Here is a 25,615-nt window from a genome sequence, read left to right as displayed (position 1 = left end):
ACTACTCCCGAGAGACTTTCACGTCGTTGGGTGGCAGGTACAACGGGTTGGTCGCTCCGTTACGCTGGACCACTTCGGTCACCCGTGTCGCATCACTGAATTGTTTGTAAGCCACTACCAGTGCCGGCAAACTTTCCTGAAACGACTTGGTGACCAGACGCACCCCCGATGACGCTACGGCTTTGAGGTGCGCCACCAAAGCATCCTGCACGTCGCTGATAGCCTGATAGTGCGCTGGACCGGCTTTGTTTTTGGCCATTTGGAGCGCCTCGACCAAGTCCTTTTGAAGCGCCTGTAAATCGTCGGTAGCCGGCACTTCCTGTCGAGAAATCGGCTGCTTCGACTGCTGATCCAAGGAAGGGGTCGACAGCAACTTCACCGGTTTCGCCGCCACCGGCATTGAAGCGACCCATTGCGCCACTTTGACAATCAAAGTGTCCTGCACCAAATCGGCCATGGCTTGCGCCGCCGCATTGGTGTCCTTGCCCGTGGTGATCTTCGGCGCATCAGCCTTGCGGATCGCTTCGAGTTGTTGGGACACGTCGGCAATCACGCCACGGTAGCCCTCCTTCGCGAACGCCTTGAGCTCCTTGATATCGCCGAGCAACCCCTTGAACTCCGCCGCCACTTCCTTGGGCAACTCCTTGACGGCTCTGACCAGTTCAGTGATTTCCTTGTATTGCGCGATCAGTGGTTTCAGCTGTTCCTTAATCACATCGAACACCCCGGTCAGGCTGTTTCGCAGATTGTTAATGCCAATCCGTGCCGCTTGAATCCGGACAATGACCTCTTCGAAACGCGACACTGCTGACCCCAGCAAAGTGTCAGCCTTGGCCAGCAGCACTTTCTGCGTGCTGACGCTGGCAGTCGGAAACGGCAACGGCTGATCGGGATAAAACTTCAGGGTAAAGGTCACCAACCCGCCGTCCTGGCGGGTGTGGGTCATGTCGCATTCACCGACCTTGACTTGCAGGCGCCCGAGCCACGGATGCACCAGTTCACCACTGCCCGCCTCCAACGCCTTGAGCAGCTTGTCGCGCTGCTCCAGGCAATCGGCGCCGATGATGAAGGCCGTAACATCGTGGATCCTGGCCTGTTGGCCGAGATCCTCGAAATACGGCAGGTCGCGCTGCGGATATTCGTGCAACTGACCTTTGCGGCCGACCGGGGTTTTCGCCTGATCGATCCAGAACCCGACACCACGAAAGGATGCCGGCAACAAACGGTCACGCCAGTTCATTGGAACCTCCTGCCGACAGCGAGCGATAGCCAATGCGCGAAGACAGCGCCAGGCCCGGTTGATTGCTTTGCGGTTGATCGGTGCGCAATCCGGCCGGCGCATTTTCGAAGCGCACGGTCAGGCCGCCTTCGAGTTGTGTGCGGTTGTTGATTGCGCTTTGTTGAATCAGTGCGCCGGAACTCTGTGGCAACGAACCACTTTGCAGTGCGCCGTTACCCGCTGCTTGCGGCGTTGCTCCGAAGAACGCCGGCGCCAACTCCCCTTTGCCTTCGGCATTGGTCTGGCGTTGCGCTTCGGTGAACGTTTCAACCTTGCCGGTGACCTTGGCGATCAGTCCGGCAAAGCCACCGTCGAACAGCTCTTTGATCGGTGCAATCACGGTTTGCAGCTTTTGCCACAACTCGCCAAACCACTCGGTGATCGGCCCCCAGTTCTTGATGATCTGCCCCAACGGCGTCCATTCGAACATGTTGTGCAAAAACTCGAGTACCGGTGCGGCCAACGCCTGCACCACGCCCCACAACGCCGAAAACACTTCGCTGACCGGTTGCCAGTACATGGCGATCTGTTCCAGCGGCGACCATTCGAACAAGCTCTGGAAGAAGCTTTTGATCTGCTGCGCCGAGGTTTGCAATGCGGCCCAGATCGGTTCGAAGAAGGCCACGATACTGCCCCAGTTGTTGACGATCATGCCCAGTGGGGAATAGTCGAACAACGTGCCGAAGAAGTCCTTGATGGCTTGTGCCGCCGGTTGCAATGCCGCCCAGATCGAGGCAAAGAACCCGGTGATCGCGCCCCAGTTGTTGATGATCATCCCCAACGGCGTCCAGTCGAACAGACCTTTGAGGAACGCCATCACCGGCACACTCAAGGCCTTGAGCAAGTCCCAGATTGCCGAAAACAGACCGGTCAGCGGCGCCCAGTTTTCCAGGATCATGCCGGCGGGCGTCCACGAGAACACCGACTTGAAAAAGTCGATTACTGGCGCGGTGACCGCTTTGACCTTGTCCCAGATCCCGGAGAAAAATCCCGCGATCGGTAACCACAACGCCGCCAGTGCATCCAGCGGTCGCCAACCGAGGATCGAGCGCAACGTCGCCATCGCACTCACACCGATGTTTTTCACGCCCTCCCACATGTCCTTGAAGAAAGCGCTGATCGGCGCCCAGTTGGCATAAATCAAACCGGCCGCCACCGCGATGCCCATTGCGATCAACATGATCGGATTGGTCTTGAGCACCATGCTCATCACGTCCATCACCTGGGTCATACCGGTGACAGCGGTTTGCATGGCGGAGAAGGCAATCGCCCCCGCCGCCAGGCCTTCGACCAGTTTCGGGTTGTCGGCGAGCAGGCTGCCGACCTGAGTCAGCATCGGTTCCAGCCCGACCACCAACGCCCCCACCGCCGGCACCAGTGCGGCGTCCACGGCTGCGGAAACCTTTTCCATCGACGCACTGAACACATTCATGTTTTGCGCAGCGACTTTCGGTGTGGCGGGCAGGTCGACGGTTTTTGCCGTGTCGCTGACGTCGGTCAATTTGCCCTGAAATGCTGCCGCCGATTTGATCCCGTCCACGAACGGCGTGATCACGCTGCCGCCCTTGAACAGTCCGCTGATGTCCAGTTTGTCGAGGCCGACCTGCTCGAGATTTTTCTTGAAACTCCCGACCTTGGCCTGAAGGGCGCCGAGCTTGGGCGATAGCTCATCGATGCCCGTGATCAGCACCGGAGTTTTTACTTTCGTTTCTTCGTCTGCCATCACTGCACCTGCTGCATCGCATTGATCCGTTGCGCGTGCTCCAGCGATTCGCGGAGCACATCCAGTGGCCTGGCCATCATCTGTTCGGGGTCAACCTTCCAGAACCAGGCCAGGTCATAGGCGACGGCGATCAGGTCGGTGATGGCGCCGACGCCGCACTCATGAAAAAACTCGCAACGGCCCAGCTCAGCGCATTGAGGTCAGCCAGATCCAGCTGGTTGACCGACGACGGCGGAATGCCGGCGCACACGGCGATGTATTTGGCCGCCACGTCCATGTCGAGGCTGACTTCTTCGCTCTTGTCGATCTTGTACGGCAGCGCCTTGATCGCTCGCACCTCCTGCACCGTCGGACGGCGCAGGACGAGTTCGGTCAGGGGCTCGCCGTGAGCTTCGATCGCAACCTGAAGCTTCACGGCGCCGCTCATTGCCAGGTCCCCTTGATGCCTTCGAATTTCAGTTCGATGGTGGCGTCATCGCCTTTGGAGACTGGTTCTTCGACCAGATAGGCGCCGGCCAGTACGTAGACTTTGCCGTTGCTGAATTCGCAGGTGACGGTGATGTCAGTGCCTTCGATCAGCTTCTTCAGCGGGAAGTCGGCGGTGTGCAGCGCAGTCACTTTGAACGACGGCGCGATGTCGGTTTCCTTGTAGAAGCCGGGTACGACGGTTTCGCGTTTGACCGCCATCAGCGGGGCTTCGCAGCCGCCATTGATGGTCAGTTGTGCGCCGTCGACTTTGACGTAGCAGGTGCCTGCAATCAGTTGACCCATGGTGTTACTCCCTTGAATAAAAAAGCCCACGCGCGGTGGGCTGATAACTTGCCGTCAAACGCGCGGATCAAGCCGCGTCGTCGTACTGCAGACGGAATTGGTTGAGCAGTGCGAACACGCGCAGACCGTTGATGTAATCCGGCGGGAACAGCACGTTCACGCGGCTCGGGTCCTGCACGTCGCGCTCGACGATCAGGTGCTCGGCGAACAGCTCGGCGTTCTCGACGTGGCCTTCCAGTTCGAGCTTGGCGTACTGCGCGATCAGCTCACCGCGAATGGTCGCCGGGGTGACGATTGGTTGGCCGGCGCCGAAACGGGTGCCGTCGGAAGCCAGTTTGTGGCGACCGTACTTACTGGTGATCACGCTTTGCAGACGGCGCACGATGAACGCCGACTGGTGCATGGTTTCGCTGTCCAGGTAGGAGTTGTCGGCCTGACCGTAAGCGTTCTTCTGGTAGGTGGTGATCGAACGCTGGATGCGCACGTAGCCGCCTTCGTAGTACGCGGTGGCGATGCCGTAGTTGAGCAGCGACTGACGCTCGGTCAGCGTGAAGCGTTCGCTGGCAGGTGCCGGATCAACACCCGGCAGGCTGCCGCTCTGGGTCGGACGGCTGGCGTCGGCAGAGATGAACACCGCGGTGCGTGCAGCCAGTGCAGCGGCTTGTACCCAGAACGGTTGCGGAACGCCCGGCTCCAGCGCCTGAATGGTCATGTGCTGATCGTTGCGTGCCTGGCCGGCAGCCACCAGAGTGCCGACAGTGCCGCGTTTGGCGCTGTAGACGTGACCGAACAGTTGCTTGGCCCACGACCAGCGACCGGTGCTGTCATCCATCACTGCTTGCCAGGTGTTGAGCGTCGACAGATCGGACCATGGCAGTGCGATGAACTCGAACGGCTCGTCGCCCAGTGCGGCAATCGCCGCCACTTGATCCGGCACGCCGGCGCCGCCGGTCATGGCGGTGATCGCAGTGGTCAGGCCGGCCGGGGTGTCTTCGCCATTGCTCTTGCCCAGGCGATTGAATTGCAGGCTGATGTCGTTGCCGCTGTCGCCGGTCCATTTGGCGTTCAGGGTAACCACACCTTCGGCAGCCGCAGCGCTCACCGGCAGATCGGCAGTGGCGTTGATTTTCTGCGCCAGTGCGGTGGCCGCTTGCGTAGCGGTGGCACCGTTGACCACGGTGGCTTGCACACGCACGCCGCCGACATACAGATTCAACACGCCCGCCTGAGTGGCGGTGCCGGTCAGGGTCAGCACGCCTTTGGCGATCGCGCCTTCGGCGTTGTGCAGCGGCAGGCACCAGATCTCACCGATCGGGTCGGCCTTGCGGAAGGTCTCGTACATCGAGGCGAGCATCGAGCCTTGGCCGCCGATGCTCTTGGCCAGCGCAACGCTGGAGACCAAAACCAGTTTGCCGACTTCGGTCGGCGCGATGTTGTCGTTGACCTGAGCGACGATCAAACGACGCAGGGTCGAACTCGCGCTATTGGCAGCCGAGTTGTCCATTTCGGCATAGAACAGCGGTACACGAATGTCCGCGGGGATGTTGCTGAATCCGATCGCCATTATTTGGCTCCCTTTTGTTTGGCTGGTGCGGTTTTGAGGGTGATATCGCCGTCGGCCAGACGTCGGCGCCACCAGGCGCTGTCCAGCACTTCACGGCCTTCCAGCGGCAGCAGATCGCCGGCTTCCGGGTCAGGTACGACGCGGCCTTCGGCCGGCAGTACGGTGATGCGATTGCTCATGGGGTTACGTCTCCAGAGAAAGTCATTTCCACGCGCCCATCGGGGCCCGGGCGTTTCAGGTTGGGGTCGGCGGGGTCGATTGCATCGACCCGTACGGTGGCCCCGGTAAAGGACGACAAACCGTCCAGTTCGCGTTCGTGCCAACTCTCCGCAGGCTGACTTGGCAGATTGCGGCCGAGCTGGAACTCGGCAAAAAAGCGCAGCCGGTAGAAGGCGCGGCTGCTGTTGATCGAAACCATTTCGCCGCCGTCGTAAACGATGGCGCTGTAGTCGGAATCGGGCTTGAATCCCACCAGCGCACGCCACAGTTCGGCGCGCAGGTCGTGCAACAGATCCAGCGCTTTTGTAGCGTCGCTGGCGTCAAGCACCAGGACGATTTCGAAGCGGTCGCGGATCGGTTGGGTGGTGAGGTTTTGGGTGGTGCTTTCACTCGCCAAGTCGGCGAGTGGCAGCACATGGGCCGAGGGTGTCGGCAGATTGGCATTGCCTTGTAGCAACAACAGATCGACACCCACCGAAATTTGATTGGCCAGGCCTGGGCATTGCGCACGCAATTGCGTGAGGATCGGGGTGATCTTCATGGGGGTGTTCCAGAATGATGAGAGTTGCGCAGGACCCAATGTGGGAGCGAGCCTGCTCGCGAAAGCGGTGTCTCAGTCGCCTTCAATGCTCGATGTTCCGGCCTCTTCGCGAGCAGGCTCGCTCCCACAGGGAGATGTGTCGTCAGTCCTTGGATTCAGCCTTTGGATCGAGGCCGCTGGCATCGATCAGGCAGCGATAGCTGTTCTCGCGATTGCCGCTGGCCGTGACCTTGTCGATCGACCAGCGCCCGCGCATGAAGTCCGGCCAGGTGTCATCGAGCAGTACCAGGCCTTCAGCGGCCAGTCGCGGATCGCCGGGGCAGGTGATCTTCACCTTGTACTTTTGCCGGAGCATTTTGCGCACTTCGCCCTCGCCGACGGCGATGGCATCCGCTTCATTGGGTTGCTTCTGGCGGATGGTCTTGAACGGCGCAAGTCCCGTTTCGACCCAGTGCAAAACGCCTGTAACAGCATCGACAAAACAGGTCTTGCAGCCCTTGGCCTGTTCGCGGGCGGCCTCTTCCAGCGTGGCACTGATGAAGGCGTGATCGCCGGGACGATTGTTGTGGGTGACCGACAACGTCACATCCTGCAGTTTCTGCCCCGAGATTGATTTGATCTGCCCGGGCCGCGCCAGCACATACGCATCGCCATAAGGTTTGGCGACCAGGTTGTACTTCTTTGCCAGCCGCGTCAGAAAACCCATGTCAGTTTCATTGGACTGGTCGACGTGGGCGATTTTGATCATCGACACGTCCGCAGCGACACGCGATGAAAAGCCGTGCTGCGACACCAGTTTGCTAAACAGTTGACCGAGCGTCGTCGGTCCATGACTGGCGGTGCGCCGCTGCTTGAAGCCGGTCTCGTCATCCTTGCTGAAAGGCGCTGCAGTGGCCACCAGGGTCAGGCGAAACGGAAACAGCGTCGGCGTCAGGCGAGTGACTTTGAACTGGCCCTTGTCGACCATCTCTTCCATTTCCAGGTAACCCACCAGCAGGCCGATTTTCCCGCCCAGATTTGGCAGCCCTTCGAGGCCTTCCAGATCAATGGTCAGGGTCAGTTGATCCGACTCGATACCGGCGGCATCAATGTGTTCCCAACTGATCAGCCGCTGGTTGAGCAGATCCGCGTTTGCGCCATAAATCTGCACGACCGGGGTAAAACCCAATGCCATACAACCTCCTTAATCCCAGGCCGTGAGCGCTTTGATCGCGGCGGGTTTGCTGTCGAGTTCAGGCAGCACGATCCAGATGCCAGCGGGCAGAACCGGGCCGTGTTCGGCCAGAGTCGGGTTGAGTTTCCACAGGGCTTCTTCGGCGGCATCGTCGCTGCGCCCGGTTTCGCGGTAGAGCAGCAGATTCACCGAATCACCGGCCACGCTTCGAACCTTACGCATTGTTGAACTCCGCCAATTCGATGACCCAATCGACGACCATCGCCGTGCCGTCATCGATGATCTGGGTCTGGGTTTCCTGAACGTTGTTGATCCGCCACAGCCCCCAGTTGCGACCGATGCCATCAATCAGCGGCAGTGGGATACGCAGTGCCTGCAAGGCGCGCAATTCATCGAGCCGATCCATGGCCACGGCGTACATCGACTTGCCGGTGATGGTCAGGGTTTCCGGCTTCTGGCCGGTCTGACTGGATTTGGGTTTGCTGGTGAGGATCTGTATTTCGCTCCAGCCGCCATCGGACTTGCGCAACAACGAGTGGTACGCAAATTGGCGCGAGAGGCCGAAGATGAAACTGCCCAATGCCATTTGTTGTTTCATCAGGCGACTCCATCGGTAAGGGCTGCGTCACGGCGGGTGGCGAGGGGATTGGTTGGCATGATCTGACCCAACTGCCCCATGGTTGTTTGTACCACCAGATTGGCGAGCGCCTGGGCGCTGGCCAGATCCTGGCCATTGATCTGAATCGTTGAGTTGAACGTGACAGGCTGGCTGGCGGCTGTGGTGGCAGGGATCGCGGAGGTCGCCGAGGTCGCGATCAGGTCCTTGCTGACCTGAGCAGGCGCACCGAGACGATCGACTTGGGTCCCCAGTTTGTCGCCCAGCGACTCACCGATGGCTCCCCCCGCCATGCTTCCGAGCCACCCGCCAATTGCAGTACCCACACCAGGCAGAATCAGCGTGCCAAGCGCGGCACCGACAGCGGCGCCCGCTGAAGACCCGGCCAACGAAGCACCGGATGACACCACTGAACGCGTGTCCCCGTGCATCACACCATTGACCAGTTCATAACCTGCGCTGAGCAGGCGCAGCGGCGGCGCTTTTTTGGCCAGCAGCGCGCCGGCCTTGGCGTAGGAGCCGGACAGCCGCGCAGCGGGCATTGGGCTGGCGCCCGATGAGCCGGCGAATGCCGTCATGCTTGCGGGCCACGCTGAGGTCTGGCGAATGAGAGGATTGCGAGCTGCAGAGCTGCCGGAACCAATCAGTGGTTGATGGCTCTTTCGCTGGGTCAAAGAACCGAGGCTCACCCTGCGTGGTTTCAGGCCTCCACCCTTTCTCTGGGTGGGCTTTTTCGGATCGGGTTCATCAAAAGTCGAGTTTTCAACGGGTTTACCGCTATCGCCGGCAACATCGATATCCGCAATCCATTTGCCAAGTCCCTTCGGCAGTTTCGTTGCGATGCCCTTCACAAGCTTGCCAACGAAATTATCAGCGGCCTTTGCCAGCAACGCCCCCACGAACGCCGTAAGCCCCGCCGCCGCAATAGTCAGAGACGTGGCGACTTTCGGGTTCGCCTCGGCTTTTTCCGCCGCCCAGTTCAATGTATTGGTGAGCGAGTCCAGCGTTTGCGCATCCGGAGCGACCGCTGTCGCCAAACGGTTTCTACTGGCGTCGTAAGCGTTCCAGCTTTGCTGAGGACTGCCGCCAGCCGGATCGGCTGACCTCTGCACCGCACCTTTGTATTGCGGCTCGGTGCTGTGGGTCGGTCCTTGAAGGGGAACCGGCGAGAACGTCGTTTCAGCAGGTTTGGCCATCAACTGATGCAAACCGTCGTTGCCGGTCGACAGCGTCTTCAGCAACTCGGTCTGTGGATCTAGCGGTTTTCTCGCGGTCAGCAACGCAAATGTCTTGTCGACATCCTGCGGTTTCTCCAGCAGTTTGCTGACGCCTTCGTCACCGTTGAACAATGTCTTGATCAGTGCCGATTGTTGGCTCACCGGCTTTTGTTTGAGAGCCTCGAGCGCTTTGAAAACGGTTTGCGGTACATCCTCGGTGAGCTTGTCCGGCTGGAGTCCAAGTGTTGCCCAGGCGGCACGCTCGGCGACCGAGCCTTTGGCACCTTTGGCCAGCGCAGCGCTGATGCTTTTCACCGATGCAGCGGCGCCAGACGTGTCCACATCTGCGTTGAGCAAAGCGGCCGCAAGAGCAGCCAGTTGCTCAGGTGCAATACCCGCCGCGACTCCTGTTTCGCCAGAACTCTGTACCACCGAGCCAATGTCGGCTGCGGTCGCTTTCAGCGAATTCTTCCCGAGATGAATACTGGCGTCGGCCAAGCTTTGAGCCTGCGCGCGATCGAGCTTGAGCGAGGTTCTCCAGACCGTCAGCATTTCTCCAGCGGCTTTCAGCTCAATGCCAAACGCTGTCGCGTTCGTGGCGGCATCACGGCCGAAATCCAGCAGTTCCTGTTCCTTGGCGTCGCCAGTGAGATTGGCACCTACCCCGGATTTGCCCGCTGCATATTCGACCTCGGCCAGGCTAACCGCAGTCGCACCACTGCCCGCCACCGCTTTTTCACCGGCCATTGCCAGGTTGGCGATCTCCATGCTCTTGAGATCGCCGTCCATGCCCGGCACTTGTTTTAGCGTGGCCATGGCCGTTTGAAGCGCCATGGTCGACTGCAGAAACGCGGGAGGCTGACGCTGTTCGATCTCGGCCGTGAGTTTTGACTTCGGCGCACTTACTGGCGCCGACGTTGGCGAACCGGCCTTCGACAGCGACTGCAACGCGACCATGACTTCCCGAAGCTTGATCTGCTCCTTGATCAATAACCGGATGTCCTGACTGGCGGTCAAGACCGCAAGCTTCAACTCCGCCAGTGGATTGGCGATAACGTCGAATGCGAACTTCTCACCTGCCAAGCCAGTGTTGCTGAACCCGACGCTGCTGTTCGCGCTGGCCAGCATTGGCGAATACCTTGTTTCTGCCATTGCCGCTCTACTCCTGTTTCACGCCAAGGCGAGTGATCGCTATGTCGTAGCGGCGCAACGCCTTTTCGGCGTCCCATTCCAGAATTTCCGCCTCACTTACCGGGTAAATGAGCGGGACGATATCGAGGATTACTTCGATGTCGCGTTCCGAAAGTAGGCCGCCGGCTGGTTTAAAAAATCGTCGATGCGCACCTGCAATTGCGTCCAGTCCGGGACGGTCATCAGGGCCAGATCGGGGATCATCAGGCCGGTGCAATGGGCGGTGATGAACTCGGCGCGTTCCTTGGCCGTTTTCAGTTTCTTCATCACTTTGGTGGCGCGCAGCACAGGCATTTCCAGCGACAGCGAGGTCACGGTGCGGCCGGTTACGGCGAGCGGTTGCAGCAGTTGCACCTGATCGGGATCGTCGGACTTTTGCGCGTCCTCGACCTGGTCGAGAAAGTACGAAGCCGGGCGTGTCGACATCTCGTGCACATACTGGGCGATGCTCACGTAGTCCGGACGCTTGAGCTGGTCGAGTTCCTTGACCGAGAGGCCAGTGGCGAGCAGCGCCAGTTCGAAGAACTGATCGTCTTCGTCATCGCCAGCGCGTTCCAGCGCGTCTTTTTGCGCGGCGTAGAACAGCGGTTTGAGCTGGATCGTTTCGATCTGCGAACCGTCATCGCCGGTAATTGGCGACAGCAGGTCATGCTGGGGTGGCATCCACGACATGTATGAATTCCTTGGTGATTCGTTTAGATCCAATGTGGGAGCGAGCTTGCTCGCGAAGGCGTCGGGTCAGTCAACATCGATGTTGAACATCAGACCGCTTTCGCGAGCAAGCTCGCTCCCACAGGGTTTTGTGCTTGCCTGTAAGCCGTGAGTTACGGCATCAGCACTGCACGCCGGGCATCACCGAGGATGTCGACGCCGTTGAGCACGAATTTCTGGGTGCGCACGTCGATGTCGATCACCGGTACGCCGTTTTCCAGGCGGTTGTAGGTGCGGCAGGACAGCTCCAGATTGGTCTTGGGTTTTTCACCCATTTTCACGGCGGTTTCTTCGAGGGACTTCAGCTTGCCGCCGACGGTGTGATAGGTGAACCAGGTGTTGCCGTCCTGGTCCTGACCGGCTTCACGCACGTTCAGCAGGATGTCGTCGCCCAGCTTCACACCCAGTGCCAGCATGACTTCGGCGCCGAGGCCTTGCAGGGTCAGCTTGGCGTTGAGCGCTTTGCCGCCCTTGGCCATTTCCTCGACGATGAAGCGCCCGCCACGCATTTCTTCCACGTCGAATTCGATCTTCGGCGGGGTGAATTCTTCAACGGTCGCCGACAGCGGCAGGCCTTGCAGGGTGGCCGCGATGGCCTGTCTTACGCGGTTGGTAAACATTAGAGAACGTCCTCCAGGAACTGCTCGATGATTTCATCGCGGGCGTTGAGTTGATAAACCATGTGTTCGTTCGGCGCGTAGCGGCCGTAGTCGATAACCACGTACCAGGTGCCGTTCTTGTACTTCTCGACGCTGTTCAGTTCTGGGTGCAGATACACGCTGCCGCCAGGAATGGTTTCGTCAGCGACCAGGGTTTGCAGCCAATCGTTGATGCGCTTGACCTCTTGGTCCATGAAGGATTTGGTGAGGTTCTTGGCCATGGCTTTCTGGCCGGCCTTGACCAGCTTGCGGCTGATCGCATCTTCGAGGCCGACGTAGCTGATGAACTTGCCAGTGATCGAGCGGTTACCCAGCAGCGAGAAACCGCCGAGTACGGTGCGGGCGTAGTAGCTGACGCCGTAGCGGTTGAGCAGATCGCCTTCGGTGGAGGTGTCGAGGATGTTGTATTCGACCACTCGCGAAACGTCTTCGGCGTAGGTCACCTGGTTGCCCGGGCTCTCCCACTGCTTGACCTTGGCCAGTGCGGCAATCGCCAGGCTGGAAGGCGACAGGAACACATTTTTCTTCGCCGCTTTCGAGTACACGGCCGGCATGTTGTGCACCACCAGGCAACGGTCGAAACCGAGGTCGGCGCCGCCCAATTCCTGGCTGTACAGCACTTGATCGGCGACCGAGGCGTCCTTGCCGTCCAGCACCACACGGGCCTTGATGCGCTTGCCGAACGAAGCGAACTCGCTGGCCACCGCTTTGGTGCCGGTGAAGCCCGGCGCACCGATGATGGTCAGGTCTTCCGGGACACTGCCCAGTGCAGCCAGACCGAGCTTGCGGCCGGTCAGCGGATCAACACCGCCGATCACGTTGTTGACGGTGTCGGCCGGGGTCGCGCCCGCTTCGACGATGACCACGTAGACCGGCACCTTGACCACTTTGAGGATCTGGTAAACCGCGTGATACAGGGTGCCCTCTTCCGAACCGGTCGGATCGAGCAGCGCGTGGGTGGTGAAGCTGTTGATGCGGAACGGCGCGTTTCGCGGAATCAGCGGATCGGCTTTCGGCGCAGTGCCGACCAGACCGATGACGTTGTCACCCAGGCCACCCATGGCCTCGGGGGATTCGGTGGCATTGACGGTAATGCCGTTGTGCTCGAAGTTCAGAACCTCAGCCATATTCAGTCAGCCTTCTTGGCAGCGGCCTTTTTGGCCTGGGTGGAGGGGGTTTTCAGTTCCAGTCGACCGGCGAAGTGCAAGGCACTGGCCTCGACGTCGAGCAGATCAAGGTCTTGACCGATGCTCGACCAGTGCCCACCGCCGGTGGGGAATGGAACGAGTACGGTGTAGGTTTGGCGGGTTGCCATTCGGGTTTCTCCAAAGACGAAAAAGCCCCTTGGTTTCAACAAGGGGCTATCAGTTGCTGATCAGCGGATAAGAAAACGCCCCGTCAGTGCGGGGCGTTTTTATTCAGGCAGGCTAGCGAGCCATTCCGGCGCTGCCGGGCGGTGTTCGCTCAAGGGCAACTCACCGCCCTCCGGCCACAGACGAAGCACATGGCGGTACGTTTGCAACTCGATGTATTGCGCCGGGGTCAGCTGGGTTGGCCAACGGTCCACCTCGTCACGGTGACGGTTGACCACGGGATCAGTGAGCGCGATCTGCTGTTTGCGCCAGTAGCGTTCAATGCTCTCAAGTTCCGCAGGCGTTGGCCCCGGCCGATCAACGAGCACCGGATAGTTATTTTCATTCATGACAATCATCTTGCCGGTAGACAGCCCGTTCAATAACTCGAGCCAGTACTCCTGAGAAATTTCAACTGCATCGCTTGGAATTTCGGTATGAAAGGCGGGATCGTAAAAACCGCCCGTGGAGGGTGCGTAAAACATAGGTTCTTCCTTGTTTGATTAACGACGACTTTAAAACCACCCTCGTGAGTGGCCAGATATGAAAACGCCCCAGAGAATGGGGCGTTTACTGATGCGCTGTGATCGGTGGCGAGAGCGGCCAACCTTCAGCGAGCATTTCATCTTTATAAGTTCGCGCCTCGAGGGCCCGGAGCAAATCCAGTTCGCGATCAAAGCAGGCCTGGACATGGCTGCGCACAGCCTTGGCAATGGCGAGAATCTGCTCGGCGCCGATCTCGACAAAACCATTGAGGGTTTTGAAGTTGCAGCGATACTCGGGGTCGAGAATGGCAGACAGACCTGTGCTGGCGATCAGCGCCTGGCTGTCGCGAGATGTTTCGATAGCCATTGATCCCACAACGATACCGATACCTTCTCGACGATATCTCTCGGCTGCAATGATCTGCGAAGGACTCAGTTGCGGATCAGCCGAAGACTCCGACGTGTAAGTCAGATAGCGTTGATCCTGCGGTTCGACCACACCCAGATTGGCGTAATTTCCTTCCTCTTGAGGGCAGGAGAACACCGCAACGATCTTCGTTTGCGCCTCATCCGAGAACATGACGTTTATGCGTGATTTATCTTCCACTCGGTTCACCCTTCAAAATCTGTAACTATTAGTCGTGATCGAAAAAGCACTAAAGGTTCCAGCGCTGCTCAGGCGATAAAACAGCGTTTGCGGCGACAACAAGGGAACATCCAGAAACGAACCACCGCCTGCCCCTGAAAAATTCACGATAAAGGTCTGAAGACCTATGGCGGCAGCTGACCCGGCAAGCGCCATGCTGTATCCATTGGCCGACACCGTGCCTTGAAAGTTTCCGGAAACCGACTTGGCATTCAATGGCACAGCTGCAGAGATCGATAACCCTGTAAGCGTCAGAACCGGGACAGTTGTCGACAACACTTGCGTGCCATAGAACACCTGACGTTCAACTTGTTCAGCGACAGCAAATTGAGCACTGGCATTCGTCGGCAAAATGCTGAGGAGCGCGGAAAACGTATATCCATCAGGAGCGACGCCCGCCAACAGCTTCGGAGCGATTGCTGCAGTGGTGTTGACGGCGATAATGCCGGTGGATCTGGAGGCAGGATTGTAAAGCGCGTACATCGCGACAAACCCATTGACCGGTGCCGCGCCCACATCCATCGTCCCCAGGCCCTTGACCGAAGCCGACAGGTTGATGCTCTGGTTGAAGTTGGAGATTACGACCCTTTTCCCGTTCACATCTCCCAGCACCATCTCGGAAGCTGTAAACGTCGCGGTCGAAGCAGCGACCGGAATCGAGACCCGAGCGTTTCGAATGTCCCCAGCAATGGGCCCATTCAACGAAAGCTGTTGCAGTTGTTCAGAGAGCACAGCGATGTCGATGCCCCCCTGATTGACCGGTGCGTTCCAGGCTTTGATGCACCACATGACAGCGAGGTTACGAGGGCGGGTTTCAGCACCACCAGCGTTGACGGTGTTCGCGGCATTCACCATCTGCATGGTGCTACCGTTTTCTATCGGGGAAAGAAATGCACCCGTTGAGATACTCGCTGCCGCACCATTGATCTTCCCGTCCTGCCAATTACCTGCAGGATCGAAGGTCGCAGCAGTGCCATCAAAATAACGATGGTTGTGTGCAGCAAATGCTTCGGCTTGAGTTGTACCAACTCCCCTTCCAGCATCCACGCCTCGCCCATGATCCCAGCCACGAAGAAACTCGCCACGGGAGTCCGGCAATCGGAAGTTACCTGCGCCCTCATTGCCTTTGTTGTACGTGGTACCGAGATAGGCGGCCAGATCCGGATAAGTCGCAATGCTCTGCACACTGCCGTCCAGCTCCAGATAACCGGGTGCGACAATACCCGTCGGGAATGCCAGAACAGCGCCAATCGGAACGGCGGATTTGAGCCGTTCGACTTCCTTGGCCAGCGCGGCGACATCGATGGTTCCCTGATTGACCGGGGCGTTCCAGGCTTTGATGCACCACATGACGGCGATGTTGCGGGGACGTGCCTCCGCTCCACCAGAACTGTTGAAGCCAGCCGCGAAATTGGTTATTACGGCCGTATTGCCGTTGTCTACCACTACGGCACTCGGATTACTGCCAGTCGCATTGGCGAACGCCTGCATGCGGGTGACGGTATGAGCATGCGACTTGTTGTCGTCGGCCTGCCAGCTACCGAGACCACGGCCAGCATCCACCCCTCGTCCATGATCCCAACCGCGCAAAAACTCCCCACGCGTTTCAGGCAAACGGAAATTCCCGGTACCTTCATCACCCTTGTTGAACTTGCCGCCCAGATAAGCGCTCAGGTCCGGGTAAGTCGCGCTGCTCTTGACGCTGTTATCCAGCTCCAGAAACCCCGGCGGTGGTGCATCAACCGGAAACGCGACGATCGATCCCACCGGCAGCGCCGACGCCTTGGCAATCAACGCTTCAACTTCAGCCTTGGTGTACGAATCCTTGATACCAAACCCAGCCAACGTTTCAGGGTTCGCACCGGCAGTCGCGCGGCCATATTCATCCACCGTCAGACTCTTGTAAGTCCCAGCCGCAATCCCGGTGCGACCGGCGAGCATCTTGAACGTCAGCGCGGTCGTGCCGAGAGTGATCGGCGCATTGGTGGTCAGGTGCCACAGCGAATCACCGTTCGCCGTGCCCTCCTCCACCATGACCGTCAGGCCCGGCGTGACCTTGGCGCTGCTGTTGGCATCGGTCGCCCGCACCCAATCGCCATTGGCGACGATCCACAAACCGTTGTCCTTGGCCAGCGCCTGATTCGCAACAAGCACGCGGTCGCCAGCAATCACTGCAACACCGTCAATTTGCTGCGCACCGTTCAGCACGATGTTGGCGGATGCCGCGACACGCACCGACTGCTTGCCATCCAGTTTGCCGAGTTCTTCGGCGAGGTAACTCATGACCCAGGCACGCGTAGCTTTAACCACCGTGTCATCAATCAACAACGTCACCAGCGACGCATTACTCGTCTCGAAAATCGAGCGAATGTAGAACTCTTTACCCGAGCCCGACGTCGCCAGCACCGGTTTGAACGACTCCGGATATTTGACGATGGCGTAAAGAATCCCGGTATCAGTCCACAGCCCGGCTTCACGCACATACCAACCGCCAACATCAGGCGGAATGGTCACTTCGGCGAGCAGCCAGCTCGGATTCTTCTCGTCCTGGAATAGCGCATTGAGCGGCCCGCGCCAGACTTCGCGTTTCAGCGCGGTGGCGGTCGCGGCCGGGTTGTAGACCGAGCCGCCGCCATCACCGACAGAAATCTGCGTCAACTTGATCGGTGTGCCCGCGGCCTTGCACGCCGTTTCGTAGGCAATCCCTGCGTTGGTGAGCAGGGTGTAATAGTCAGCCATTCAGGCCCCCTGAGGATAAATAGTGGATGTTTCGACGGTGTACATGCCGGCAGCCATGAATGCCTCTCCCGAGGTTTCGAGCCCTTCGATGAACACTGGATAAATCGTGGTCAGTTCGCCGCAGAACGTCGCGGCGCCGATGACGTGATTGCCGAAAGCGCTCAAGCCGACCGAGACCGTCAGCACATCGCGCTCGCTCTTGGCATCAGCCAGACGTCGGTCGAGACGGGCGTCGATTTCTTCGCTGTAGGGTTGGTCGCTGAAGGCTCGTACGGAAAAGCTGTAAGGCGCACCGGGCGGCGTCTGCTCGTACCAGGCGCGGACCTCGGGTCTTAACTGCAAACCCTTGGCGGCGTTTTCCAACGCCTTGCGAGTGCCGGCCTGGCGCGCGGTGGGCCAGGCCAATTCGACGGTCAGGCGTTTTTCCGCCTCCGGTGCGGTGGTGCTCCATTCGGCGACACCACGATCCGCTGCCAGATAAGGCAGAAAGGCGACCGGGGTTTCTGCGGGGTTCATCAGTTCCGGAAACGGCGGTGCGATGCGATCAAGCAAGGTGCCAAAGCCCAGATCCAGACCTCGTTCCAGTGCCGAACTGTTGGCCGGCAGCAGCGTTCGGCGCTGAGTTGGTTCACTCATAGCGTCAGCACCTCGACTTCGACTGCCGTGCAGTACGGCGCTTGAAACGCCGTGGTCACGATCGGCGCCAGCGGTTCAAGAATCTGCAGTTGCACGGCACCGGCGCTGTGCAGCGTGTAGTCGATCCAGCTCGGATCGACCCGGCCTTCGAGGCGATGGCAACTGTCGGCGTAGGCCTGCAATTGTTGTTGCGCGGCGACTTTGGTCAGGCCCGAATCGGGGCCGGAATTGATCTTCGCGACAACGCGAATCTTGTAGCGCTGAATGTCGGCAGCCTTGACGGTAACCAGGTCGGTTTCCGGTCGTACATCAGGCCGTGCGAAGTGCTGACGAACGCCTTCAAGCAATGCCTGGGAAGGCGTGCCATCGCCGTCGCGGGACAGCACAGTGACCTGCACTTCGCCCGGCGCGGTACGCCGAGCATTGCCATCCTTGACCTGCGCGGCGAGACCGTCCGGGTTGAAGGTGTAGGTGACATTCACCACACCTGCCTCGGTGGATTCGACTTGCACCGTGGGACGCTCGCCGAGGGTGAAAACTTCGCGGCGATACTGCATCCGCGAGCCCGCTGCCGGGGCGTGTGGCGCCAGGTAATAACGCAAGCGAGCGTCGTCGTCGCTTTCATAAATCGCCGGAACCGGCGGGAATGCCGCCGGATCGCCGGGATCGAGCAACTGCCGCTCCAGGCCCATGTCAGCCAGCCGCGCATCGAGGTTGCTGCCCGTCGCCCACCACGCCAGCATCTGTTTGATGCGAGCGTTGTATTTGCGCTCGTGGGTTTGCAACCGCACGCAGAAAGCCTCAAGCGCCAGCGTCAGCAGCTCGCTTTCGTTGTCCAGGCTGATCTTGAGTTTTGCGGCACTGTCCGGCGAGCGCGCGCCGACGTATTCGATGACAAAGGTCTTGAATTCGGCGAGCAGCTCTTCGAAGGCTTCAACGGTGATCAGCGCGGGTTCGGCCAATTGGTTCTGGCCGGGGATCAACATGCTCATGTCACGACCTCGAAGGTTTGTTGACGGTTTTTCCAGGTGCCGGCGAAGCGCAGCAGCAGACCGGCGCCCTGACGGCTGGCGACGATCACTTGCGGCTGAAAATCGTCAATGCCGTTTTGCTTGTTGTAGAACGCCTGCGCGGCGTGGCTCTGGGCGAGAAGCAGAACGTCGTCACCGAGGTTCTGCCCCAGCAGCGTGGGGATCAGCGATCCGTACAAAGGCCGTTTTTGCCGGGTGCCCAGCGGCGTGGTCAGGGCCCGGGTCGCGCGCTGCACAAACTGCAGCCAGTCGTCGACCGTGGCCCCGCTGTCTCTATCGATTCCGATCATGGGAGGCTCTTGAATCAGGGGCTGATGACGCGGCCCTGGTGATCGACCAACGGGCCGCTGAAGTGCACGCCCGAGGCGTCGATAGTCAGGCCGACGGCACCGAGTTGCAGGGTGATGATTTGTGGTGTCATCGCTAATCGGGCCGGGCCGATGTTCAGCTCCAGCGATTCGCGAGAACCACTGAAGGCTGCCGGGCCGTTTTGCCAGTGCAGGGTGTGGCTGGCATCGTCGTAACCGCTTTCGCTGCCGTCCTGATACACGCGACGGGTCAGCGTCGGGATCGTAGAGGCTGGTGGAAAACGATCACTGTTCAGACCGAACAGCGCCACGGATTGCGCGCCGCTTTCGCCGCTGCCGTAGTTGAACAGCAGACATTGCTCACCCACCGTTGGAATCCGCGACTCGCTTTGTGCACCGGCGCTGGGGTTGAAAAACTTGATGGCCGGCGTCAGCAAACCACCGTGACTGACCTGACAGGTGTTGCTCGCGGCGTCGACTGTCTGGCAAATGCCAATGCGGCAGAAGCTTTCGGCGCGGCGGTGCAGGTCGTCGATTTCCGCTTCCATTTCGGCCAGGCGTTCGATGATCGGCCCCAGTTGCATACGCAGTAATGCGTCGAACATCGGTCAGGCCTCCAGCGCGGTGTATTGGTCGGGGTCGTCGATGTTGCTGACTTCCCAGGTGCGGGCGAATTTCGGGATGCCCAACGGATCGTCGAGCAAGGTCGGGCCGAGGTAAAGGGTCTGGTCGAACGTCAGTGTCCAGGTCTTGTATGCCTGGTCGGCACGAACCAGCAGCGACGGCAAGCCATCAATGTTGATCGGCAGATCGCATTGGTCGCCGGGCAGGCTCCAACGGTTGTCGGTGATCAGGTTTTTCAGTACGGCGATCAGATCGCACGCGGCAAACGCGGTCGCTGAAAGCGCCGGGATGACTTGCAGCGACAGCGTCATGACATGAGCTATGCGCCCATCAGCGGCGCGCACTCCCGATGCATTTCGGTCGAAGTCGATCAACACCCAGGCCTGATCGCCTGGTGCCGTGAAATCGTCGTGCATGCCGACGCTGATATTGAGCCCGGCAGTGTTGCGCAGCGTCGTCGCGATGGCGGTGAACAGTTGCGACGGCAGCTGGATCGGTGTGGGCATACATGACCTCCTTTTCAATCGTCCACGCGCAGCCCTGCCGCCCAAAGGGCGGCACGAATAACATTCAAGGTTAAGGCTGGTCGCGGGGTGGAAGTTCGCAGACGCCGATGCGCTTGGCGGCCCAGCGTTCGTACAGACCGATCGCCACGTCGGCACCGGCCATGGCGGTGAGGCAGCCGAAGGCGCCAGCGGCCCAGATCGACATGCCAGCGGCATACAGCAGCATGATCGCCGACACGCCGCAGATCATGCAGGCGCCGGAGCGCAGGGCCAGACGGCGCAGCAGCGGCCAGCCGCGTGCGCCCTCCTTGTCGGCGCGCCACATTTCGCCGGACACTCCGCCGACGACGGCAAGGAGGATGACCAGCCAGATCGGCATGTCGGCCAATGCTTGTTGCTCGTTTGTCATGTCATGCCTCCGTAGATGATGGATGAGTGATGTGTGTTGGATTCAATCGTTTTCTCTTGAGGTAGGCATTCCAAAAAGCTCGGCGCGCAGGCCGGGCTTTTCAGTAATGCACTCTCATGCCTTCAATTAGAAGGGAGCGACTGGCCAGTTGATCGTGGATGGATACCCTGACTGATTACGGACTTCGCTGACGTCAATCCAGTACTGCTTGTAAAGCGCTAACGTCATTACTTCTGCTGGCGTCGCAACACCCAGATCAACCTTGAATTGCAAAGGGTTGAACACTATCCATTGCGCGGCGGTATCGAACCGTTCCTGCATGCGCGCGGTGGTCATTTTGCGATGCTCTTGCTCAGTCGGTTCGACAAAAAGCAATCCTTCCGCATCCAGGTCGAAAACCTTCCACCCGACATGAGCAGTTGTATACCCGGTGATGTCATACCACCACGCATCCGACACTCCGTCCGGGAGTGTGGTGGGCATGGCGTCTTCCGTTTCCAGAATTTGCAGGGCTACTTGATAACCGGTTTTGTAAACAGTCCCGACCAACACGTAACGATTCATTGTCCTTGCCTCCGATTGTTTCGAGTGCTCGAAGCGGTCGTTCTGCACGCTTGTTGAACGTCCACCAGTCAGTGCGTAAAGCCAGGCAACTTGCCGGGCTTATGCATGTCAGTAAGGCGCTACCGGCCAGACGATATTGGCCGGATAACCCGGCTGCTTATCGATGTCGCTGACAGCAATGGAGTACTGTTTGTGGGCTAGCAGGCGAGCCTGGTCTTGCGCCGTGGCGATGCCGACGTCGACTTTGAACTGAAGCGAGTTGAGCAGAAGCCAGTTAGCGGCGAAATTCAGCAGTTGCCATTTCTGTTGCTCGGCTTCGTTACGCAAGTCTTCATCTGTTGGCGGTGTGAATAACCAGATGCCATTGAACGTCGCCCCCCAACCCACGCGCATGTCTGTACTACCGGTTACATCGACCCATACGGACGTTGGCGAAGCAGGTGCATCAGGAAGGACTTCGCTTTCCTTCAATTGGACAACTTTGTTGTATTCAACCAGTGCGTAGAGATTCATTGGATATTCCTCCATGGGTGGTCATTTCAGATGCGTGTCGTGAAAACATTCGGCAGGCATTCCAAAAAGCCCGGCATTCGCACACCGGGCTTTTCAGTAATGCGCTCCTTCGCCTTCCTTCAAATCCTGTGTTCAAGAAGGAAGCTGACTGTTCGGCGCTACTGGCGCGGTACGAGTCCATTCAAATTGTTTTTCCGACCGCGGTCCCTGCCCGCCGGATAACTGCTTCTGGTGCTTTACGCTGCACACCCGGGTCAGTTGCCAACCCTCTGAACCGTTGAGGCCGGTTCATCGCTGCCTGTTCTTGTGGAACTAAAGAGCTTTCTTGCCAGCCGCTTTGTCGAGCGGCTTGGTGACAAGGATATGCATGTATGCATATCCAGTCAATGCGTAAATGCATTTATTTGTGCATGAGAAATGCGCAGATGCATGGAAGCCCCGCAGCTCAAGGGTTTGACGGTTTAATCAAGGCGAAAAAAAACCCGCCAATGGGCGGGTTTGTCTGAAGAGGGTCAGGTTAGCGGGCGTACATGCCCCACCAGAAGACGTGACCGAGGATGACGATCTGCTCTTCCTGGATTTCCTGGAAGCTGTAGTCCTCGTCCGGATGTTCATCGCGATTGAAGCTGCGCAGACGAATGCCGGTAGGCAAGCGGTAAAGCTGCTTTACGCGTAACTGGCCGTTGTGATTGATCGCATACAGGTCGCCATCGATGATGTCGCCAATGCCGCACTTGCCCGCATTCACACCAACAGTTGCGCCATCACGCAACACCGGCAACATGCTGTTGCCGCGCACAGTCACGCATTTGGCCTGGTCGAACTGCACACCGTTATGACGCAGGCTGCGCTTGCCGAAGCGCAGGCTAGAGCGCTCGCTCTCTTCGATGACGAATCTTCCTGATCCAGCAGCCAATTCAACCTCGCGAAGGAACGGCACCGATACTTCGTCATCATCGACAGGCGTATCGTCGTCCCACAGCATTATGTCCTTGAGTTCCGCGTGCACGTCATCACGCACGGCACCGGCCGACGACGCGACATCCGCGCGCCCGCGCAATTGATCGGTGCTCACGGCGAAGTACTCGGCGATCTTCGAGATATGTTTATCCGAGGGATCGACGATCTTCCCGCTGAGAATCCGCGAGAGAGTGGATTGGGGCACGCCGGTGCGACGGTGGAGCTCCGTGGGGGAGATCCCGTGCTGGTCGAGCAGTGCTCTTAAGACGGAGGCTACGTTGCGTTTTTGCATAACGCGCATAGTGCTTGAAGTTATTCGCGAAGACAAATGCTGATTTGCATAAAACGTGCATAAATACACTTTTCGATGAAGAAAGCCGTCACCCGGCTGCGATGCCTGCGTCCGACAGACTGCACATGGTAACCTTGCGCCCATCGCGGAAAAGCCCGGCTGATGCCCCCGCTTTTGCCCTACATCTTTTAACGAGTTGCCTGACAATCCGATGAATAAAGCCGTCTCCGACCTGTCCTCCCACACTCCGATGATGCAGCAGTACTGGCGCCTGAAGAATCAGCACCCGGATCAGCTGATGTTCTACCGCATGGGCGACTTCTACGAGATCTTCTACGAAGACGCGAAGAAGGCAGCCAAGTTGCTGGACATCACCCTGACCGCGCGCGGGCAGTCGGCGGGACAGGCGATTCCGATGTGCGGGATTCCTTACCACGCGGCGGAAGGCTATCTGGCGAAACTGGTCAAGCTCGGCGAATCGGTGGTGATTTGCGAGCAGGTCGGCGATCCAGCGACCAGCAAAGGCCCGGTCGAGCGTCAGGTCGTACGGATCCTCACGCCGGGTACGGTCAGTGATGAGGCGCTGCTCGATGAGCGCCGCGACAACCTGATTGCAGCCCTGCTGGGTGACGAACGTCTGTTCGGCCTTGCCGTGCTGGACATCACCAGCGGCAACTTCAGCGTCTCGGAAATCAAAGGTTGGGAAAACCTGCTGGCGGAACTGGAGCGGATCAACCCGGTGGAACTGCTGATCCCGGATGACTGGCCAAGAGACCTGCCGGCGGAAAAACGCCGTGGCGTCAGTCGTCGTGCACCGTGGGATTTCGAGCGTGATTCGGCGCTGAAAAGCCTTTGCCAGCAGTTCTCCACCCAAGACCTGAAGGGTTTTGGCTGCGAGAACCTGACCCTGGCCATCGGCGCCGCCGGTTGTCTGTTGGCCTATGCCAAGGAAACCCAGCGCACCGCCCTGCCCCACCTGCGCAGCCTGCGCCACGAACGCCTGGATGACACCGTGGTGCTGGACGGTGCAAGCCGTCGCAACCTCGAACTCGACACCAACCTGGCCGGTGGTCGCGACAACACCCTGCAATCGGTGGTCGATCGCTGCCAGACCGCCATGGGCAGCCGTCTGCTGACCCGTTGGCTGAACCGTCCGTTACGCGACTTGACCGTATTGCTGGCGCGCCAGAGCTCGATCACGTGTCTGCTCGATCGCTATCGTTTCGAAAAGCTGCAACCACAGCTCAAGGAAATCGGCGACATCGAGCGAATTCTCGCGCGGATCGGCCTGCGCAACGCGCGTCCTCGTGACCTTGCGCGCTTGCGCGACGCCCTCGGTGCCCTGCCTGAACTGCAAGTGGCAATGACCGATCTGGAAGCGCCGCACCTGCAAAACCTCGCGACCATCACCAGCACCTACCCGGAGCTGGCGGCGTTGCTGGAAAAAGCCATTATCGACAACCCGCCGGCGGTGATCCGTGACGGCGGCGTGCTGAAAACCGGTTACGACAGTGAACTCGACGAGCTGCAATCGCTGAGCGAAAACGCCGGCCAGTTCCTCATCGACCTGGAGGCGCGCGAGAAGGCCCGAACCGGCCTGAGCCATCTGAAAGTCGGCTATAACCGCATTCATGGCTACTTCATCGAACTGCCGAGCAAGCAGGCCGAGTCGGCACCGGCGGACTATATCCGTCGGCAAACCCTGAAAGGCGCCGAGCGCTTCATCACGCCGGAACTGAAAGAGTTCGAAGACAAAGCCCTCTCTGCCAAGAGCCGTGCCCTGGCGCGCGAGAAGATGCTTTACGAAGCCCTGCTGGAAGATCTGATCAGCCAGTTGCCACCGCTGCAGGACACCGCCGGCGCGCTGGCCGAACTGGACGTTTTGAGCAACCTCGCCGAGCGTGCGCTGAATCTCGACCTGAACTGCCCGCGCTTCGTCAGCGAGCCGTGCATGCGCATCTCCCAGGGTCGTCACCCGGTGGTCGAGCAAGTGCTGACCACGCCGTTCGTGGCCAACGACCTGAGCCTCGATGACAACACGCGCATGCTGGTGATCACCGGCCCGAACATGGGCGGTAAATCCACCTACATGCGCCAAACCGCATTGATCGTGCTGCTGGCGCATATCGGCAGCTTCGTGCCGGCGGCGAGTTGCGAATTGTCGCTGGTTGACCGGATCTTCACCCGCATCGGCTCCAGTGATGACTTGGCCGGTGGTCGTTCGACCTTCATGGTCGAAATGAGCGAAACCGCCAACATCTTGCACAACGCCACCGAGCGCAGCCTGGTGTTGATGGACGAAGTCGGTCGCGGCACCAGCACGTTCGACGGTCTTTCGTTGGCGTGGGCGGCGGCCGAGCGTCTGGCGCATCTGCGCGCGTATACGCTGTTTGCCACCCATTACTTCGAACTGACCGTGTTGCCGGAAGCCGAGCCATTGGTGGCCAACGTCCACCTCAATGCGACCGAGCACAACGAACGCATCGTTTTCCTGCACCACGTGCTGCCCGGCCCTGCCAGCCAGAGCTACGGCCTGGCGGTGGCGCAACTGGCCGGCGTGCCAAGCGAAGTCATCGTGCGTGCCCGCGAGCATTTGAGCCGACTGGAAGAAACCGCTTTGCCGCATGAAGCGCCGAAACCTGCCTCCAAAGGCAAACCGGTAACGCCGCAGCAAAGCGACATGTTCGCCAGCTTGCCGCACCCGGTTCTCGATGAGCTGGCTAAACTGGATCTGGATGACCTGACCCCGCGCCGAGCTCTCGAAATGCTCTATGCACTGAAGAACCGGATATAAGCACTGAAGAAGCGGATATAACGCAAACGGCTTCAAGCTGTTAGAATCTCGCGCGGTTTGGGATGCTGCTGGCTAATAGCCTGGCCAGCAG

General features: G+C 59.3%; 28 protein-coding genes. 1 reads left to right on the top strand and 27 read right to left on the bottom strand.

The features are described 5' to 3' along the window. Position 1 precedes the first annotated feature (1 nt). From RMV17_RS05925 to RMV17_RS05795, 27 genes are all read right to left on the bottom strand, one after another. Positions 2 to 1,240, bottom strand: a complete 1,239-nt coding sequence (locus RMV17_RS05925; protein WP_034154912.1) for a DNA circularization protein — start codon at positions 1,238 to 1,240, stop codon at positions 2 to 4. Further along, the gene (locus RMV17_RS05920; protein ID WP_311885994.1) at positions 1,227 to 3,002 is read right to left on the bottom strand and encodes a phage tail protein; all 1,776 of its coding nucleotides are present in this window, start codon (positions 3,000 to 3,002) and stop codon (positions 1,227 to 1,229) included. The genes RMV17_RS05925 and RMV17_RS05920 overlap by 14 nt, the downstream gene beginning before the upstream one ends. A gap of 130 nt (positions 3,003 to 3,132) precedes the next feature. Continuing rightward, positions 3,133 to 3,429, bottom strand: coding sequence for a phage tail assembly protein (locus RMV17_RS05915; protein ID WP_007908778.1), 297 nt, complete (start codon positions 3,427 to 3,429; stop codon positions 3,133 to 3,135). Beyond that, a complete protein-coding gene (locus RMV17_RS05910; protein ID WP_007908779.1) occupies positions 3,426 to 3,773 on the bottom strand; it encodes a phage tail tube protein in 348 nt (115 codons plus the stop codon). The genes RMV17_RS05915 and RMV17_RS05910 overlap by 4 nt, the downstream gene beginning before the upstream one ends. Positions 3,774 to 3,840: 67 nt before the next feature. Next, positions 3,841 to 5,337, bottom strand: coding sequence for a phage tail sheath subtilisin-like domain-containing protein (locus RMV17_RS05905; protein ID WP_242204850.1), 1,497 nt, complete (start codon positions 5,335 to 5,337; stop codon positions 3,841 to 3,843). Beyond that, the gene (locus RMV17_RS05900; RefSeq protein ID WP_007908782.1) at positions 5,337 to 5,516 is read right to left on the bottom strand and encodes a DUF2635 domain-containing protein; all 180 of its coding nucleotides are present in this window, start codon (positions 5,514 to 5,516) and stop codon (positions 5,337 to 5,339) included. The genes RMV17_RS05905 and RMV17_RS05900 overlap by 1 nt, the downstream gene beginning before the upstream one ends. Next, positions 5,513 to 6,097 (bottom strand): hypothetical protein, encoded by a 585-nt coding sequence (locus tag RMV17_RS05895; protein ID WP_311885993.1) that lies wholly within the window; start codon positions 6,095 to 6,097, stop codon positions 5,513 to 5,515. The genes RMV17_RS05900 and RMV17_RS05895 overlap by 4 nt, the downstream gene beginning before the upstream one ends. 142 nt (positions 6,098 to 6,239) lie before the next feature. Further along, positions 6,240 to 7,271, bottom strand: a complete 1,032-nt coding sequence (locus tag RMV17_RS05890) for a phage late control D family protein (protein WP_311885992.1) — start codon at positions 7,269 to 7,271, stop codon at positions 6,240 to 6,242. Between the two features lie 9 nt (positions 7,272 to 7,280). Further along, positions 7,281 to 7,493 carry a tail protein X gene (locus tag RMV17_RS05885; protein WP_077571347.1) on the bottom strand — a complete coding sequence of 71 codons (213 nt, stop codon included), beginning with the start codon at positions 7,491 to 7,493 and terminating at the stop codon, positions 7,281 to 7,283. Beyond that, on the bottom strand, positions 7,486 to 7,869 hold the full coding sequence (locus RMV17_RS05880; protein ID WP_016985052.1) for a phage tail protein: 384 nt from the start codon (positions 7,867 to 7,869) through the stop codon (positions 7,486 to 7,488). Before RMV17_RS05880 ends, RMV17_RS05885 begins: the two co-directional genes overlap by 8 nt. Then, a complete protein-coding gene (locus RMV17_RS05875; RefSeq protein WP_311885991.1) occupies positions 7,869 to 10,232 on the bottom strand; it encodes a phage tail tape measure protein in 2,364 nt (787 codons plus the stop codon). The genes RMV17_RS05880 and RMV17_RS05875 overlap by 1 nt, the downstream gene beginning before the upstream one ends. Positions 10,233 to 10,385: 153 nt before the next feature. After that, positions 10,386 to 10,967: a phage tail assembly protein gene (locus RMV17_RS05870; protein ID WP_108225226.1), complete on the bottom strand. Its 582-nt coding sequence runs from the start codon at positions 10,965 to 10,967 to the stop codon at positions 10,386 to 10,388. A gap of 152 nt (positions 10,968 to 11,119) precedes the next feature. Next, positions 11,120 to 11,626, bottom strand: a complete 507-nt coding sequence (locus RMV17_RS05865; protein WP_016985055.1) for a phage major tail tube protein — start codon at positions 11,624 to 11,626, stop codon at positions 11,120 to 11,122. Next, positions 11,626 to 12,792, bottom strand: coding sequence for a tail protein (locus RMV17_RS05860; protein WP_034154903.1), 1,167 nt, complete (start codon positions 12,790 to 12,792; stop codon positions 11,626 to 11,628). The genes RMV17_RS05865 and RMV17_RS05860 overlap by 1 nt, the downstream gene beginning before the upstream one ends. A 2-nt stretch (positions 12,793 to 12,794) precedes the next feature. Further along, entirely contained in the window at positions 12,795 to 12,980 is a 186-nt protein-coding gene (locus RMV17_RS05855; RefSeq protein ID WP_016985057.1) for a hypothetical protein, read from the bottom strand. Between the two features lie 99 nt (positions 12,981 to 13,079). After that, complete coding sequence (locus tag RMV17_RS05850; RefSeq protein ID WP_034154902.1) at positions 13,080 to 13,502, bottom strand: hypothetical protein; 423 nt, start codon at positions 13,500 to 13,502, stop codon at positions 13,080 to 13,082. Between the two features lie 85 nt (positions 13,503 to 13,587). Next, complete coding sequence (locus RMV17_RS05845; RefSeq protein WP_230669541.1) at positions 13,588 to 14,109, bottom strand: DUF4376 domain-containing protein; 522 nt, start codon at positions 14,107 to 14,109, stop codon at positions 13,588 to 13,590. 12 nt (positions 14,110 to 14,121) lie between these two features. Beyond that, the gene (locus RMV17_RS05840) at positions 14,122 to 16,887 is read right to left on the bottom strand and encodes a phage tail protein (protein WP_311885990.1); all 2,766 of its coding nucleotides are present in this window, start codon (positions 16,885 to 16,887) and stop codon (positions 14,122 to 14,124) included. After that, positions 16,888 to 17,523, bottom strand: coding sequence for a phage tail protein I (locus RMV17_RS05835; protein ID WP_311885989.1), 636 nt, complete (start codon positions 17,521 to 17,523; stop codon positions 16,888 to 16,890). It lies immediately after the preceding gene. After that, positions 17,520 to 18,515 (bottom strand): baseplate J/gp47 family protein, encoded by a 996-nt coding sequence (locus RMV17_RS05830; protein WP_311885988.1) that lies wholly within the window; start codon positions 18,513 to 18,515, stop codon positions 17,520 to 17,522. Before RMV17_RS05830 ends, RMV17_RS05835 begins: the two co-directional genes overlap by 4 nt. Beyond that, positions 18,512 to 18,844, bottom strand: coding sequence for a phage baseplate protein (locus tag RMV17_RS05825; protein ID WP_016985063.1), 333 nt, complete (start codon positions 18,842 to 18,844; stop codon positions 18,512 to 18,514). The genes RMV17_RS05830 and RMV17_RS05825 overlap by 4 nt, the downstream gene beginning before the upstream one ends. A 14-nt stretch (positions 18,845 to 18,858) precedes the next feature. Then, positions 18,859 to 19,467, bottom strand: coding sequence for a phage baseplate assembly protein V (locus RMV17_RS05820; RefSeq protein WP_034154899.1), 609 nt, complete (start codon positions 19,465 to 19,467; stop codon positions 18,859 to 18,861). Between the two features lie 3 nt (positions 19,468 to 19,470). Then, positions 19,471 to 19,992, bottom strand: coding sequence for a hypothetical protein (locus RMV17_RS05815; protein ID WP_311885987.1), 522 nt, complete (start codon positions 19,990 to 19,992; stop codon positions 19,471 to 19,473). Between the two features lie 70 nt (positions 19,993 to 20,062). After that, the gene (locus RMV17_RS05810; RefSeq protein WP_034154897.1) at positions 20,063 to 20,401 is read right to left on the bottom strand and encodes a phage holin family protein; all 339 of its coding nucleotides are present in this window, start codon (positions 20,399 to 20,401) and stop codon (positions 20,063 to 20,065) included. 126 nt (positions 20,402 to 20,527) lie between these two features. Beyond that, positions 20,528 to 20,965, bottom strand: a complete 438-nt coding sequence (locus tag RMV17_RS05805; RefSeq protein ID WP_034154896.1) for a tail fiber assembly protein — start codon at positions 20,963 to 20,965, stop codon at positions 20,528 to 20,530. A gap of 108 nt (positions 20,966 to 21,073) precedes the next feature. Then, a complete protein-coding gene (locus RMV17_RS05800; RefSeq protein WP_034154895.1) occupies positions 21,074 to 21,478 on the bottom strand; it encodes a tail fiber assembly protein in 405 nt (134 codons plus the stop codon). Positions 21,479 to 21,995: 517 nt separating this feature from the next. Further along, entirely contained in the window at positions 21,996 to 22,730 is a 735-nt protein-coding gene (locus RMV17_RS05795) for an XRE family transcriptional regulator (RefSeq protein ID WP_095119276.1), read from the bottom strand. Between the two features lie 211 nt (positions 22,731 to 22,941). Between RMV17_RS05795 and mutS the strand changes: the two genes are divergently transcribed. Then, positions 22,942 to 25,524: a DNA mismatch repair protein MutS gene (gene mutS / locus RMV17_RS05790; protein WP_311885986.1), complete on the top strand. Its 2,583-nt coding sequence runs from the start codon at positions 22,942 to 22,944 to the stop codon at positions 25,522 to 25,524. Positions 25,525 to 25,615 lie beyond the last annotated feature (91 nt).

The sequence above is a fragment of the Pseudomonas sp. VD-NE ins genome, assembly GCF_031882575.1.
Lineage (GTDB): Bacteria > Pseudomonadota > Gammaproteobacteria > Pseudomonadales > Pseudomonadaceae > Aquipseudomonas > Aquipseudomonas fluorescens_BZ.
This window is presented reverse-complemented; position numbering and strand designations above follow the sequence as displayed.

Coding starts and splice junctions, on each gene's coding strand:
- RMV17_RS05925 (WP_034154912.1), bottom strand. CDS start 1,240: ATGAACTGGCGTGACCGTTTGTTGCCGGCATCCTTTCGTGGTGTCGGG.
- RMV17_RS05920 (WP_311885994.1), bottom strand. CDS start 3,002: ATGGCAGACGAAGAAACGAAAGTAAAAACTCCGGTGCTGATCACGGGC.
- RMV17_RS05915 (WP_007908778.1), bottom strand. CDS start 3,429: ATGAGCGGCGCCGTGAAGCTTCAGGTTGCGATCGAAGCTCACGGCGAG.
- RMV17_RS05910 (WP_007908779.1), bottom strand. CDS start 3,773: ATGGGTCAACTGATTGCAGGCACCTGCTACGTCAAAGTCGACGGCGCA.
- RMV17_RS05905 (WP_242204850.1), bottom strand. CDS start 5,337: ATGGCGATCGGATTCAGCAACATCCCCGCGGACATTCGTGTACCGCTG.
- RMV17_RS05900 (WP_007908782.1), bottom strand. CDS start 5,516: ATGAGCAATCGCATCACCGTACTGCCGGCCGAAGGCCGCGTCGTACCT.
- RMV17_RS05895 (WP_311885993.1), bottom strand. CDS start 6,097: ATGAAGATCACCCCGATCCTCACGCAATTGCGTGCGCAATGCCCAGGC.
- RMV17_RS05890 (WP_311885992.1), bottom strand. CDS start 7,271: ATGGCATTGGGTTTTACCCCGGTCGTGCAGATTTATGGCGCAAACGCG.
- RMV17_RS05885 (WP_077571347.1), bottom strand. CDS start 7,493: ATGCGTAAGGTTCGAAGCGTGGCCGGTGATTCGGTGAATCTGCTGCTC.
- RMV17_RS05880 (WP_016985052.1), bottom strand. CDS start 7,869: ATGAAACAACAAATGGCATTGGGCAGTTTCATCTTCGGCCTCTCGCGC.
- RMV17_RS05875 (WP_311885991.1), bottom strand. CDS start 10,232: ATGCTGGCCAGCGCGAACAGCAGCGTCGGGTTCAGCAACACTGGCTTG.
- RMV17_RS05870 (WP_108225226.1), bottom strand. CDS start 10,967: ATGTCGTGGATGCCACCCCAGCATGACCTGCTGTCGCCAATTACCGGC.
- RMV17_RS05865 (WP_016985055.1), bottom strand. CDS start 11,626: ATGTTTACCAACCGCGTAAGACAGGCCATCGCGGCCACCCTGCAAGGC.
- RMV17_RS05860 (WP_034154903.1), bottom strand. CDS start 12,792: ATGGCTGAGGTTCTGAACTTCGAGCACAACGGCATTACCGTCAATGCC.
- RMV17_RS05855 (WP_016985057.1), bottom strand. CDS start 12,980: ATGGCAACCCGCCAAACCTACACCGTACTCGTTCCATTCCCCACCGGC.
- RMV17_RS05850 (WP_034154902.1), bottom strand. CDS start 13,502: ATGTTTTACGCACCCTCCACGGGCGGTTTTTACGATCCCGCCTTTCAT.
- RMV17_RS05840 (WP_311885990.1), bottom strand. CDS start 16,887: ATGGCTGACTATTACACCCTGCTCACCAACGCAGGGATTGCCTACGAA.
- RMV17_RS05835 (WP_311885989.1), bottom strand. CDS start 17,523: ATGAGTGAACCAACTCAGCGCCGAACGCTGCTGCCGGCCAACAGTTCG.
- RMV17_RS05830 (WP_311885988.1), bottom strand. CDS start 18,515: ATGAGCATGTTGATCCCCGGCCAGAACCAATTGGCCGAACCCGCGCTG.
- RMV17_RS05825 (WP_016985063.1), bottom strand. CDS start 18,844: ATGATCGGAATCGATAGAGACAGCGGGGCCACGGTCGACGACTGGCTG.
- RMV17_RS05820 (WP_034154899.1), bottom strand. CDS start 19,467: ATGTTCGACGCATTACTGCGTATGCAACTGGGGCCGATCATCGAACGC.
- RMV17_RS05815 (WP_311885987.1), bottom strand. CDS start 19,992: ATGCCCACACCGATCCAGCTGCCGTCGCAACTGTTCACCGCCATCGCG.
- RMV17_RS05810 (WP_034154897.1), bottom strand. CDS start 20,401: ATGACAAACGAGCAACAAGCATTGGCCGACATGCCGATCTGGCTGGTC.
- RMV17_RS05805 (WP_034154896.1), bottom strand. CDS start 20,965: ATGAATCGTTACGTGTTGGTCGGGACTGTTTACAAAACCGGTTATCAA.
- RMV17_RS05800 (WP_034154895.1), bottom strand. CDS start 21,478: ATGAATCTCTACGCACTGGTTGAATACAACAAAGTTGTCCAATTGAAG.
- RMV17_RS05795 (WP_095119276.1), bottom strand. CDS start 22,730: ATGCAAAAACGCAACGTAGCCTCCGTCTTAAGAGCACTGCTCGACCAG.
- mutS (WP_311885986.1), top strand. CDS start 22,942: ATGAATAAAGCCGTCTCCGACCTGTCCTCCCACACTCCGATGATGCAG.